The organism is Streptomyces sp. NPDC005761 (assembly GCF_040630635.1).
Classification (GTDB): Bacteria; Actinomycetota; Actinomycetes; order Streptomycetales; family Streptomycetaceae; genus Streptomyces.
Window position 1 is genome coordinate 90,406 of record NZ_JBEXXX010000004.1, and the last position, 12,981, is coordinate 103,386.

Annotated in this window: 10 protein-coding genes; 5 read left to right on the forward strand and 5 right to left on the reverse strand. The window is 71.2% G+C overall.

Going from position 1 to position 12,981, the window contains the following annotated elements:
* Positions 1-138 precede the first annotated feature (138 nt).
* Positions 139-3,675 carry a DNA polymerase III subunit alpha gene (dnaE, locus tag ABZ434_RS05735; RefSeq protein WP_359132378.1) on the forward strand — a complete coding sequence of 1,179 codons (3,537 nt, stop codon included), beginning with the start codon at positions 139-141 and terminating at the stop codon, positions 3,673-3,675.
* A gap of 92 nt (positions 3,676-3,767) precedes the next feature.
* Here the strand turns inward: dnaE and ABZ434_RS05740 are convergent, their stop codons facing one another.
* The gene (locus ABZ434_RS05740) at positions 3,768-3,947 is read right to left on the reverse strand and encodes a hypothetical protein (RefSeq protein ID WP_326735693.1); all 180 of its coding nucleotides are present in this window, start codon (positions 3,945-3,947) and stop codon (positions 3,768-3,770) included.
* Positions 3,948-4,206: 259 nt separating this feature from the next.
* On the opposite strand from ABZ434_RS05740, the gene ABZ434_RS05745 reads away from it, so the two are divergent.
* The 4 genes from ABZ434_RS05745 (at position 4,207) to ABZ434_RS05760 (ending at position 8,400) form a co-directional block, all read left to right on the forward strand.
* Positions 4,207-5,541: an NYN domain-containing protein gene (locus tag ABZ434_RS05745; protein ID WP_359132572.1), complete on the forward strand. Its 1,335-nt coding sequence runs from the start codon at positions 4,207-4,209 to the stop codon at positions 5,539-5,541.
* 154 nt (positions 5,542-5,695) lie between these two features.
* Positions 5,696-6,670, forward strand: coding sequence for an ABC transporter ATP-binding protein (locus ABZ434_RS05750; protein WP_359132574.1), 975 nt, complete (start codon positions 5,696-5,698; stop codon positions 6,668-6,670).
* A gap of 91 nt (positions 6,671-6,761) precedes the next feature.
* Positions 6,762-7,622 (forward strand): ABC transporter permease, encoded by an 861-nt coding sequence (locus ABZ434_RS05755; protein WP_359132380.1) that lies wholly within the window; start codon positions 6,762-6,764, stop codon positions 7,620-7,622.
* Between the two features lie 34 nt (positions 7,623-7,656).
* Positions 7,657-8,400 (forward strand): ABC transporter permease, encoded by a 744-nt coding sequence (locus ABZ434_RS05760; RefSeq protein ID WP_359132382.1) that lies wholly within the window; start codon positions 7,657-7,659, stop codon positions 8,398-8,400.
* A gap of 259 nt (positions 8,401-8,659) precedes the next feature.
* Here ABZ434_RS05760 and ybaK read toward each other — a convergent pair whose 3' ends face one another.
* The 4 genes from ybaK to ABZ434_RS05780 all read right to left on the reverse strand — a co-directional run bounded on the left by ybaK (position 8,660) and on the right by ABZ434_RS05780 (position 12,841).
* Complete coding sequence (gene ybaK, locus ABZ434_RS05765) at positions 8,660-9,184, reverse strand: Cys-tRNA(Pro) deacylase (protein WP_359132383.1); 525 nt, start codon at positions 9,182-9,184, stop codon at positions 8,660-8,662.
* A 22-nt stretch (positions 9,185-9,206) separates the two neighbouring features.
* Positions 9,207-9,950, reverse strand: coding sequence for an LON peptidase substrate-binding domain-containing protein (locus ABZ434_RS05770; protein ID WP_359132384.1), 744 nt, complete (start codon positions 9,948-9,950; stop codon positions 9,207-9,209).
* A gap of 5 nt (positions 9,951-9,955) precedes the next feature.
* Positions 9,956-10,993, reverse strand: coding sequence for a hypothetical protein (locus ABZ434_RS05775; protein ID WP_359132386.1), 1,038 nt, complete (start codon positions 10,991-10,993; stop codon positions 9,956-9,958).
* Between the two features lie 246 nt (positions 10,994-11,239).
* Complete coding sequence (locus ABZ434_RS05780) at positions 11,240-12,841, reverse strand: oxidoreductase (RefSeq protein ID WP_359132387.1); 1,602 nt, start codon at positions 12,839-12,841, stop codon at positions 11,240-11,242.
* Positions 12,842-12,981: the final 140 nt, after the last annotated feature.

The following is a 12,981-nucleotide window of genomic DNA, read 5'->3' on the forward strand; positions in this document are numbered from 1 at the left end:
GCGTCCTCGCCCTTCCAACGCGCGACCGTATCGCGGAGTGCCCGTCGCTCGTGACCCGGGAGACGTAGACTTCCACGCTGTCCCCCTCGGCGGACGCCCCCACTCCGTCACTCCCACTTCCCCCGGAGGCACAGCGCCGTGACCAAGCCGCCCTTCACGCACCTTCACGTCCACACCCAGTACTCGCTGCTGGACGGTGCCGCGCGGCTCAAGGACATGTTCGAGGCGTGCAACGAGATGGGCATGTCCCATATCGCGATGACCGACCACGGCAACCTGCACGGGGCGTACGACTTCTTCCACTCCGCCCAGAAGGCGAACGTGACGCCGATCATCGGGATCGAGGCGTACGTGGCTCCGGAGTCGCGCAAGCACAAGCGGAAGATCCAGTGGGGCCAGCCGCACCAGAAGCGGGACGACGTCTCCGGTTCGGGTGGTTACACCCACAAGACGATCTGGGCGTCGAACGCCAAGGGGCTGCACAACCTCTTCAAGCTGTCCTCCGACGCCTATGCCGAGGGCTGGCTGCAGAAGTGGCCGCGCATGGACAAGGAGACCATCTCCCAGTGGTCCGAGGGCCTGATCGCGTCCACCGGCTGTCCCTCGGGAGAGGTGCAGACCCGGCTGCGGCTCGGACAGTTCGACGAGGCGGTCCAGGCCGCCTCCGACTACAAGGACATCTTCGGCGAGGGCAAGTACTTCCTGGAGCTGATGGACCACGGCATCGAGATCGAGCGACGGGTCCGTGACGGGCTCCTCGAAATCGGCAGGAAGCTGAACATCCCGCCGCTCGTGACGAACGACTCGCACTACACCTACGCCAGCGAGGCGACGGCGCACGACGCGCTGCTCTGCATCCAGACCGGCAAGAACCTCTCCGACCCGGACCGCTTCCGCTTCGACGGCACCGGCTACTACCTCAAGACGACCGACGAGATGTACGGCGTCGACTCCTCGGACGCCTGGCAGGAGGGCTGCGCCAACACCCTGCTCGTCGCGCAGCAGATCGACACCACCGGGATGTTCGAGAAGCGCGACCTGATGCCGAAGTTCGACATCCCGGACGGCTACACGGAGATCACCTGGTTCCAGGAGGAGGTCCGCGTCGGGATGGACCGCCGCTTCCCGGGCGGGGTCCCCGAGGACCGGCAGAAGCAGGTCGAGTACGAGATGGACATCATCATCCAGATGGGGTTCCCGGGGTACTTCCTGGTCGTCGCCGACTTCATCATGTGGGCCAAGAACAACGGCATCGCGGTCGGCCCCGGCCGAGGCTCCGCCGCCGGTTCGATCGTGTCGTACGCGATGGGCATCACCGACCTCGACCCGATCGAGCACGGACTGATCTTCGAGCGCTTCCTGAACCCCGAGCGCGTCTCCATGCCCGATGTCGACATCGACTTCGACGAGCGCAGGCGCGTCGAGGTGATCCGGTACGTCACGGAGAAGTACGGCGCCGACAAGGTCGCCATGATCGGTACCTACGGCAAGATCAAGGCCAAGAACGCGATCAAGGACTCGGCCCGCGTCCTCGGCTACCCGTACGCCATGGGTGACCGGCTCACCAAGGCCATGCCCGCCGACGTCCTCGGCAAGGGCATCGACCTCAACGGCATCACCGACCCCAAGCATCCGCGCTACAGCGAGGCCGGTGAGATCCGGGGGATGTACGAGAACGAGCCGGACGTCCGGAAGGTCATCGACACCGCGAAGGGTGTCGAGGGCCTGGTCCGGCAGATGGGCGTGCACGCCGCAGGCGTCATCATGTCCAGCGAGCCGATCGTCGACCACGCCCCGGTCTGGGTGCGGCACACCGACGGCGTCACCATCACGCAGTGGGACTACCCGCAGTGCGAGTCGCTCGGCCTGCTGAAGATGGACTTCCTGGGGCTCCGCAACCTGACGATCATGGACGACGCCATCAAGATGGTGAAGTCCAACAAGGGCATCGACCTGGAGATGCTGGCGCTGCCGCTGGACGACCCCAAGACGTACGAGCTGCTCTGCCGCGGCGACACGCTCGGGGTGTTCCAGTTCGACGGGGGGCCGATGCGGTCCCTGCTGCGCCAGATGCAGCCCGACAACTTCGAGGACATCTCCGCCGTCTCGGCCCTGTACCGGCCGGGCCCGATGGGCATGAACTCGCACACGAACTACGCCGAGCGCAAGAACGGCCGCCAGGAGATCACTCCGATCCACCCGGAGCTGGAGGAGCCGCTCAAGGAGGTCCTCGGCCTCACGTACGGCCTGATCGTGTACCAGGAGCAGGTGCAGAAGGCCGCCCAGATCGTCGCCGGGTACTCGCTCGGCGAGGCCGACATCCTGCGCCGTGTGATGGGCAAGAAGAAGGCCGACGAGCTGGCGAAGAACTTCGTCCTGTTCGAGGCGGGCGCCAAGAAGAACGGCTTCTCCGACGCCGCGATCAAGGCGCTGTGGGACGTGCTGGTCCCGTTCGCCGGATACGCCTTCAACAAGGCGCACTCCTCCGCGTACGGCCTGGTCACGTACTGGACCGGGTACCTCAAGGCCAACTACCCCGCCGAGTACATGGCGGCGCTGCTCACCTCGGTCAAGGACGACAAGGACAAGTCGGCGGTCTACCTCAACGAGTGCCGGCGCATGGGCATCAAGGTGCTCCCGCCGAACGTCAACGAGTCGGAGTCGAACTTCGCCGCCCAGGGTGACGACGTCATCCTCTTCGGACTGACGGCCATCCGTAACGTCGGCCAGAACGTCGTCGACTCGATCATCCGGTGCCGCAAGGCGAAGGGGAAGTACAGCAGCTTCCCCGACTTCCTCGACAAGGTCGAGGCCGTGGTCTGCAACAAGCGGACCGTGGAGTCGCTGATCAAGGCCGGCGCCTTCGACGAGATGGGCCACACCCGCAAGGGCCTCGTCGCGCACCACGAGCCCATGATCGACAACGTGGTGCAGGTCAAGCGCAAGGAGGCCGAGGGGCAGTTCGACCTCTTCGGCGGAGGTGAGGAGGACAGCGACGAGCCGGGCTTCGGGCTCGACGTGGAGTTCTCCGACATCGAGTGGGAGAAGTCCTACCTGCTGGCCCAGGAGCGCGAGATGCTCGGGCTCTACGTCTCCGACCACCCGCTCTTCGGTATCGAGCACGTGCTGAGCGACAAGTCCGACGCGGCGATCTCGCAGCTCACCGGCGGCGAGCACAGCGACGGCGCGATCGTCACCATCGGCGGCATCATCTCCGGCCTCCAGCGCAAGATGACCAAGCAGGGCAACGCCTGGGCCATCGCCACCGTCGAGGACCTGGCCGGCTCGATCGAGTGCATGTTCTTCCCGGCCACCTACCAGCTGGTCTCCACCCAGCTCGTCGAGGACACCGTCGTCTTCGTCAAGGGACGGCTCGACAAGCGCGAGGACGTGCCCCGGCTGGTCGCCATGGAGATGCAGGTCCCGGACATCTCGAACGCGGGTACCAACGCCCCGGTGATCCTGACCATCCCCACCGTCAAGATCACCCCGCCCATGGTCAGCCGGCTCGGCGAGGTGCTCAACAGCCACCGGGGCGACACCGAGGTGCGGATCAAGCTGCAGGGCCCCCGCAAGACGACGGTGCTCCGCCTCGACCGGCACCGGGTGAAGGCGGACCCGGCGCTCTTCGGTGACCTGAAGGTGCTCCTCGGCCCGTCCTGCCTGGCCGGCTGAGTCACCGCTCGCGCACGCACGAGAGGGGCGCCCCGCGACAGCGGGTGCGCCCCTCTCGGCTACCGGCCTGTGGCCGTACCGGAGAAGTCCGGTCAGTTGTGGCCGAAGCGCCGCTGATGCTTACGCGCAACATCGGCAGGGCTGCCCTGGGACTGCGCCTGGGGCTGGTTCTGCGACTCGAAAGCCGTGGACCGTGCCTCCTGAGCACCGCGCTCCGACTCGGACGCGCGCTCCTGCTGGCTGCCCTGCTTGCGGTTCTTGTTCTTGGCCATGGTGTTCCTCCTATAAGGACTCTCGGGGCCAGGACCGCTGTCAGATTCACATAATCGGATAAACATCGCATGTTGGATCATTACCGTGCGTAGTGAGGGGGTATGATGCGCCGTTTTCCGGATCCGCCACGCCGATGATCGAGTTCCGGCCGTCAACCCTCGCGCGGTCGGGCAGACTCGAAGGAAACCCTGAGTAAGCGGATCCGTGCCTTCAGCCAAGACGGACCCGCTGAACCCGTTCCCGAATTCCTGGAAGAGGGTGGAACGCGTGGACCGTTGCGTCGTCCTGGTGGACGCCGGCTACTTGCTGGGCGCAGCCGCGAGTCTGCTGGCCGGAGAGCCCGCCCGGTCCCGCATCACCGTCGACCACGCGGCCCTGATCCAGGGGCTGCGGGAGCGGGCCGAGGCCGATACGGCACAGCCGCTGCTGAGGATCTACTGGTTCGACGGCGCCCCCGACCGCGTACCACAGCCGGAACACCGCAGGCTGCGCGTCATGCCGCGGGTGACGGTGAGGCTGGGCGCCCTGACGCGCAGTGACGGGCGGTGGGCGCAGAAGGGTGTCGACGCGGCGATGCACGCCGAGCTCACCGAACTGGCCAGGAACCGGGCCTGCTCGGACGTCGTCCTGGTGACCGGTGACGGGGACCTGCTCCCCGGCCTGATGTCCGCCAAGGAGCACGGCGTCGCCGTCCACCTCTGGGCCGTCCAGGCCGCCGACGGCGACTACAACCAGTCGGAGGACCTGGTCGCCGAGGCCGACGAGCGGCGCGTGCTGGACCGTGCCTGGATCACCCAGGCCGTGCGCGCCAAGGAGACCGGCGGCGCCTGTGCCCCTCCTCCCGTCCCGCGCCCCGAGATCGCCGCGATCCTCTCCGCGCCCCTGCCCGAGGCGGCCCTCGCGGCATCCGCCGAGCGGGCGCAGGAGGCCCAGGCCGAAGCCGCCCGCAACGGCACGCCCGCGCCGCCCGACGAGCCCCCTGGCCACACCGCGCACAGCCACGGCGGCCGAGGCGTCCCCACCCCGAAGGACCTCGCGGGCACCCTGCGCGGCCCCGCCGACCGGGCGGACCGGCAGCACCCCGCCCCGCAGCCCGCCGGCGCGACTCTGCGCTGGTCGTCCGACCGGGGCTGGGTGGAGCGCGGCGGCCCCCTGGGTGAACCGCCCGAGACCGCCTCGCTGCCGACGCTCGCCCAGCTCACCAGCGCCGAACAGCGCTGGGCGGACCGGGAGGAGGACATCACCACCGTCGGCGGCGATCCCTTCGAGGTGGGCCAGGTCTTCGCCCGCCGCTGGATGGAACGCCTGCCGGAGACCGTCCACCTGCAGAAGCTGTCCACCATGTACCCCCGCGTCCCGCACCGCATCGACGGTGAGCTTCTGCGCTACGCCGCCCGGTTCGGGCTGCTCGCCCACAAGGACGACCAGATCGACGAGCACGACCGGTACGCGATCCGCGCGGGGTTCTGGCGCGAGATCGACGTCCGGGCCGCCGCGGAGCACGCCCCGACGGGCGAGAAGCACACCCCGGCGGCCGAACGGCACGCCGCCGTCGCGGGGAAGCCGGAGACCGCCGCCTCGTCCGGCGACTGAGCCCGCATCGGTACGCACGGCGCTCAACCCGGCCGGTATGTGCTGCGTTGATGTCCGATCGGTGCGGCCCCGGGCGTAATGCGGGTCCCCGGACCCCGTACCCTCGTACCTCGTGAGCACGGGCACAGCACAGGCGCAGACGGCGAACGGCACTGTGTGCGTGGTGCGTGATCTGGTCAAGACCTACCCTGCGGCCCGGGGCCGGCGGGGCGCCCCCGCCACCCCCGAGGTACGCGCCACCGACGGCATCAGCCTCGACGTCCGGCGCGGTGAGATCTTCGGCCTGCTCGGCCCCAACGGCGCGGGCAAATCCACCCTGGTGCGACAGCTCACCGGACTGATGAAGCCCGACTCGGGCAGCGTCGACATGCTCGGCCACGACCTCGTCCGCCACCCGGAACGGGCCTCCCGGCTGATCGGCTACCTCGGGCAGGAGTCGACCGCGCTCGACGAGCTGACCGTCGGGCTCGCTGCCGAGACCACCGGACGGCTGCGCGGCCTGCCGGTGCGCGAGGCCCGCGCCGAACGCGACGCGGTGCTCGGCGAACTCGGCCTCGCTGAACTCGCCGGCCGTCCCCTGAAGAAGCTCTCCGGGGGGCAGCGGCGGCTCGCCTGCGTCGCGGCCGCGCTGGTCGGGGAGCGCCCGGTGCTCGTCCTCGACGAGCCGACGACCGGCATGGACCCCGTGGCCCGGCGCGCCGTCTGGGCCGCCGTCGACCGGCGGCGTGCCGAACGCGGTGCGACGGTGCTTCTGGTCACCCACAACGTCATCGAGGCCGAGACCGTCCTCGACCGGGTCGCCGTCATCGAACGCGGCAAGGTCATCGCCTGCGACACCCCGGCCGGGCTCAAGGCACGGGTCGCGGGCGAGGTCCGGGTGGAACTGGTGTGGCGCGAGCGGGCACCGCTGGACGTGCCCGAGGTCGCCGCGCTCCGGCCGTCCGCCCAGGAGTCGGGGCGCCGCTGGGTGCTGCGGCTCGGGCCCGACGAGGCGCGGGCGGCGGTCGCCGCCGTGACCGGTGGCGCGGCCTTCGCCGCACTCGACGACTTCACCCTGGCGACCCCCAGCCTGGAAGATGTCTACCTGGCGCTCGGCGGGGACGAGACCAAGGGGCTGGTGAAGTCATGACGCGATGTCGGACGAGTGCGGTGGCCACAGCGGCCGAAACGGACCGGTGCGGGTGTGCGGCCGGGCAGGGACCGAACAGGAGCAGCGCCAGGTGACGAGCATCGTTCCTGCGGAAGCGGTGTCCGGCCGGCCCGGGCTCCACGGCCGGTCCGGTCCGGCGACAGGTGGCGCCGGGGGCGCGCAGAGCGACCGGGCGCCCGCGCCGCTCGCCCCGCGCGCCCGGCTCTTCCCCTCGCTCGCCGCGGTCTACCGGGCGCAATTGTCCCGGGCCAGGGTGGCCCGCATCCCGCTGCTCTTCGTGGCGACCTTCCAGTCCATCGGGATCATGGTCCTGATGCGCGGGGTCGTGGACGGGGGCACCGAGGCGCGCGCCGTCGTGGCCGGGTCCAGCGTCCTGGTCGTCGCCTTCGTCGCGCTGAACCTGCTCGCCCAGTACTTCGGGCAGTTGCGGGCCGGCGGCGGACTCGACCACTACGCGACCCTGCCGGTGCCGCCCGCAGCGGTGGTGCTGGGGGCGGCCGGGGCGTACGCCTCCTTCACCGTGCCCGGCACGATCGTGACGGCCGTGACCGGCAGCGTGCTGTTCGGGCTGCCGATGACCCACCTCTGGGTCCTCGTCGCCGTCATCCCGCTCTCCGGCGCCGCCCTCTCCGGACTCGGCGCGGCCCTCGGGCTGCTCGCGCCGCGACAGGAGCTCGCCACGCTGCTGGGACAGCTCGGCATGTCCGCGGCGCTGCTGCTGGGCGTGCTCCCGGCGGCCCGGCTGCCGGAGCCGATCGGCTGGGCGCGTGACCTGCTGCCGTCCACGTACGGCGTCGAGGCGCTCTCCCGGTCCTTCGACGCCCACCCCGACTGGGCCGTCGTCGCCCTCGACCTCGCCGTCTGCGCCGTCGTGGGGGTCCTCTCGCTCGCCGTGGCGACCTGGGCCTACCGCAGGGCGGCGGTCCGGTGAGGCGCGCCCCAGGGGCGCCTGGCACGATGGCACAGTGACAGCACCTCTGACGCCGCCGCACCAGCCCTCGCCCCACGACCCGTGGCAGAAGCCGCCGGAGGGGGGTGGCTCCGGCGGCTCCCGCCTCGGAACCCTGTTGGGGTCGCCGGAGAACGGCGAACTCCGTTCGGAACTGCGACGGGCGGCCGTCGTCGCCGTCGCTGTGACGGTCGCGGGGCTCGCGCTCGGTCTGCTCTGGCTGTGGCTGGCGCCGCGCGTTCCGCTGGTCTCCGACGACGCGGCCGTCTTCCTCAGCGACAGCGAGGGCGAGGAGGCGATCGGTGCCGACGGCACGTTCGCGCTGCTGGCGCTGGCCTTCGGTGCGGTTTCCGCGGGAGTGGCCTTCCTGTTCCACCGGAAGGGCGGGATCGCCCTCGTGGTGGCGCTCGCGGTGGGCGGCGTACTCGGCTCGCTCGTGGCGTGGCAGCTCGGTACCCGGCTGGGCCCGACCGACGACGTGGTCGCCCACGCGCGCGAGGTCGGCAAGGGCGTGATCTTCGACGCGCCCCTGGAACTGCACGCGAAGGGTGCGCTGCTGGCGTGGTCGCTGGCGGCGATGGCCGTGCATCTGGGGCTGACGGCGGTGTTCGGGCCGCGGGATCCGGAGCCGGAGTGGGGGGTGTACCACGGGGGGCCTTCGGGGGGTCCGTCGTACGGGGACGGGGCGGGGCCGTCGTCCGCGCCCGGGGCCTCGCCGTCGGCCTCGCCCGAGCCGCCGGTGCCGCCTGCCGGGGGGTGAGCGGGCCGCTGCGCGGGGCCTGCGGGGGGTGCGGGGCCGGTGTCTGGGCCGCCTGCGTCGCCTGCCGGGGGTGAGCGGGGCCGCTGCGCGGGGCCTTTCCCCTACCCGCCCCTTCCCGTAACCGGGGCTCTGCCCCGGACCCCGGTCCTCAAGCGCCGGGCTGGCTGGGAGTGGCTGCCCGGGCCGTGAGTGGGGGACGGGCTGGGTATGGGTGTCCGGGCCGTGAGTGGGGGGCGGGCTGGGAGTGGTTGTCCGGCCCTCAAGCGCCGGGTTGGCCGGCGCTTGGGCGGCCGATGGGGGCGAAGAGCGCGTTCGTCAGGGATGCCAGGTCCGTGGGGGACAGTTCGACCTCCAGGCCGCGGCGGCCCGCCGATACGCAGATCGTCGTGTGGGTCCGTGCCGAGGCGTCCAGCACCGTGGGCAGCCGTTTGCGCTGGCCCAGGGGGGAGATTCCGCCGCGCACGTAGCCCGTGGTGCGCTCCGCCGCCGCCGGGTCCGCCATGGTGGCGCGCTTGCCGCCGGCAGCCGAGGCGAGGGCTTTCAGGTCCAGGGAGCCGGCCACGGGGACGACCGCGACCGTCAGACGGCCGTCCACGTCGGCGACGAGGGTTTTGAACACCCGGTCGGGGGACACACCGAGGGCCTCGGCCGCCTCCTCGCCGTAGGAGGCCGACGCGGGGTCGTGCTCGTACGCGTGCACCGTGAACTCCGTGCCCGCAGCGGTCAGCGCGACCGTCGCGGGGGTGCCGCCCGACTGGGGCTGCTTCTTCGGCTTCTTCGCCACGGGGGAGTGGCCCTCCGGTCGCTCAGTTGGGGTGGGTCGGAGTGCGGGTGAGGTCCACGGCGGGCAGTGACGGGAGGTGGCGGATGACGGCGGTCTCGGAGCGCAGGATCGTCAGTTCCTCGCGGAGCCGGGTCGCGGTGTCCGGGGCCTGGAGCAGCCGCTGCCTGGCGGGGATGTCGAGGACCGCCGCGGCGGCGACCAGGTAGGAGACGACCGACGGCTCGTCGGGCAGGTCCGCGCCCGTGGTCAGGGAGCGCTCGCTCGCGCCCGCCAGTCGTTTCTGGTAGCTGCGGAATGCCCGCAGGACGCCTTCGGTGAGCGCCTCAGCCTCCTCGCCCGGGTCCTCCTCCAGCTCTTCGAGCTCGGCGGTGAGGTACGGGCCGCTCGCGTCCACGGACAGGAGCTTCACCCGGTTGGTGCCGGTCGCCAGCACCTCGAAGCTGCCGTCCGAACGCTCCCGGATCTTCGCCGCGTCGGCGATGCAGCCGACCCGGTGGAAGGTCTGGACGGGGTCGGGGCCGAAGCCGTCCGCCGGGCCGCGCTCGACGGGAACCGTCATCGCGTCCGGCATGCCCGAGCCCGTCGGGGCGGTCTCGCGGCCGTCGCGGATGGCGACCACGGCGAAGCGCCGGGGCTCGTCCTCATCGGTCTTCAGCAGTTCGCGCATCATGGCGCGATAACGCTCCTCGAAGACGTTCAGCGGCAGCACAAGGCCGGGAAACAGCACCGCGTTCAGCGGGAACAGAGGCAGGCGAGCGGTGGTCACAACGGTCAAGCGTAATGGCCGCGGGCCCGTCCTCGGTCGGCCCGGTGGCCGAGGGGCGTCCCGGAGGCCACCCTGAGCCTTGCTCCGTCCCGTGCGTCGAGGAACCTGCCGAGCGGATCGTCGGACACCGAGGCCCACGGGAAGGACATCGCATGGGGTCCGATCTGCCGGAACTGTTCCAGTGCCTCGCCCCAGCGGCCTCGCACCACCAGCACGTACGCGAGCAGATTGCGCACCTCGGCCGGCCACGGGTCGCCGGGCGCGAAGGCGCCGGACAGCGAGATCGCCAGATCCGCGGCTGCGTCGATCCGCTCCTCCTGCACCGAGGTGAACCCGGCCCCCGGCCCCTCGGTGAGCACCGCGAACGCGGCCCGCAGCGGCAGCGCCTGCACCAGGGAGCTGGGCAGCGAGTCCTCGGCGGCCCGCTCGGCGAAGTCGAAGCACTCGCGGTGCGAGCCGTACCAGGCGGCGGAGAGGTACTGGAGGGCGGCGACATGGCAGCCGTAATGATGCGTGGAGCGCTGCAGAGCCTGCTCCCACAGCGCTTCGAACGTGGTGTGCGTGGCATGTGTACCGCGGGCGTGGTCCAGGGCGAGGCGCCAGGGCACCGGATCGCGCGGATCGCTCTGGGCCGCCGCGGTGATCATCGGTCCGATCGCGCGCAGCTGCTCGGCGCGGGCCGGTGACTCCCAGGCCCGTTCGACCGCGAGCTGGGCCTTGACGAGGATCGCGTCGCAGTCGCGCGGGGCGACGGCCAGCCAGTCGCGGAGCCAGCCGTCCCGGTTGCGGGCGAAGGCGACGAGCCGGTTCAGATAGCGGTCCCGGCTCTCCCAGTCGGCGGCGTCCCGGGTCGTCGCCAGCAGCTTCGCCGCGGGCTCGTACTCCCCGAGGGCGGCGGCCACCAGAGCGGGCGAGAGTCGCTCGTCCGGGGCGTCGAGCATTACCGCATGGTCCGCGGGCAACCCGGCGGACAGCTCCGGGGTGTGCCGGATCACGCGCGCGGTACGGAGCAGAGCGCGGAGGAAAGGCATGGTGCAGACCATTGAAAAGCGCTGGTCGGGGCGGGCGCCAGAGAAGCGCTGTGAAGCTTTGGTGCCGAGTGGATGGGTTGCCCTGTCCGGAGCCAAGAAAGAGTAAAGGAAAGCGCGAAATCTGGCCTGTTCCTGTTGCTCCGGGTGTGAGTGACCGGTGGTGTGTGCGATGCCCGGGCGCATCTGTTCGGCCGCCGTCGGTCCTGTCGGCGCAAGGGCGCGGCCCCGGGAATGTTCTCCGGAGGGCCGCGCCTGCGGTCACCCGCGGCGCAGCAGCCGTGAGGCGCCGGCCGCGACGGTGGTGGCCAGTATCCATCCGAGCAGGATCAGGGCCGCCGCGATCCACTGCCAGCCGCCCACCATCCGCCAGTAACCGTCCTGGCCGAGATTGATCACCGGCACCAGCAGGTCCAGCGCGTACAGCGCGGGGTTCCACTCGGGATGCTCGCTGCCCTTGAGCGACGCCGGTTCGTACCGTGAGAACGCCACCGTTCCCGCCGCCCACAGCACTGCCATCCACACCGCGGCCCGCCCCGGCCGGTAGCCGTACGCCACCGTCCAGTCCTGGACGAAGCCCCAGAGCTTCGCGGCGGGCGGCAGCGTCTCGCGCCGGCGCCGCTGCTTGGCGAGCAGCACCTCGCGGGCGTCCGCGTCCTCCCCGCTGCCGCGGAGCACGGCGGCCAGCCGTTCGTACGGCTCCGGCACGTACTCGGGGGTCGCCGCAGCCACCCACTCCAGTCGGCGGGAGAGCGGGAAGTGCCCGTACGGGACCAGGTTCTCGTACACGAAGCCGCCCATCGCCAGACCGCCCGGGCCCGGCCAGCTGGTCGACACGTCGATGAGCGTGACGACCTTCGCCCCATTGAGCACCACCCGTCCCCGGGCGGGGCGCTCCGGGTTGAACCGCAGTTCCGGTACGACCGTCCGGCGCAGCGACAGCTCCTCGTGGCCGGCCAGCACGAAGACGGCCTTGTGCAGGTCGACCGCGTCCCCGAAGCGCCCGTCGTCCAGGCGGACCCCTCCCCGGCACCGGAAGACCTGCGGGCGGGTGCCGCGGGCTGGTGTCGGGGAGTTCGTGATGCCGTACGGGGGAGTGGTGCCCTGGTTCCCCGTGTCCACGCTGACCCAGGCCTCGCTCATGTACAGCGTCCGCTCCACGCTCAGCTGCGGGGCGTTCAGCGCGCGGCGTCCCTGCGTCGCCCGCAGCCGGCTGCCGCGCAGACTCAGCGAACCGCCCACCGTGGCCCCGCGCAGGCTCAGCTCGCCCAGCGTCTCGATCATCTCGGCCTGCAGGTCCTGGGCGACCGTGAGACCGTCACCGACGAGCGCCCGCCCCTGCCGGTCGGGGCCGATGTCGATCTGACTGATCAGCAGATCCGTACCGATCTGGGCGTCCGTGAGCCGGATCCCGCGCTCGACCCGGCAGCGCGGAAGATGGAGGTCGCCCTCGGTGCGCAGCCGTGCCGCCTCCAGCCGGGGGAGGGCGCACCCCACCATCCGCAGCGTCGTGAAGTGGCACTCGGGCAGCAGCACCTCCTCCTCGAAGCGGCAGCCCGTCAGCTCCACGTACGGATCGACGCGCCCGCCGGCGAGGTCGAGCCTGCCCGTGATCAGCAGTCCGCGGAGCTTCAGCGCCGCCACCCGCCCCGGCCGGGGCTGTGGACCGCTCAGCAGGAGCCGGGCGACGACCCGGGCCTCCACGCTGCGTTCGGGGCCCCAGACGTGCGGGGCGAAGGGATCGTCGCGCACCCCGTCACGGGCGCGCAGGTCGTAGGTGGTCCCGGTCCTGAAGGACTGCCACATGCCCAGCTCTGCCGCGCTGAGGCCGTCCGGAAATTCCCCGTCGTGCGGTTCGGTCACCGACGCTCCTTCCGCTCGGAGCCGTAATCGGTAATCCCCTTATTCCCTCTGAGTCACCACGTGAACGCTAATAGTCAGCCGTGACACGGTGGGCATGTATCAGCCAGTGATACGGGCGACCAGGCGTCTGCGGCGGTCTG

Excerpts from the sequence above, each read along its gene's own strand:
- ABZ434_RS05740 (WP_326735693.1), bottom strand. The coding sequence starts at position 3,947 with ATGGCCAAGAACAAGAACCGCAAGCAGGGCAGCCAGCAGGAGCGCGCG.
- ABZ434_RS05775 (WP_359132386.1), bottom strand. The coding sequence starts at position 10,993 with ATGGTCTGCACCATGCCTTTCCTCCGCGCTCTGCTCCGTACCGCGCGC.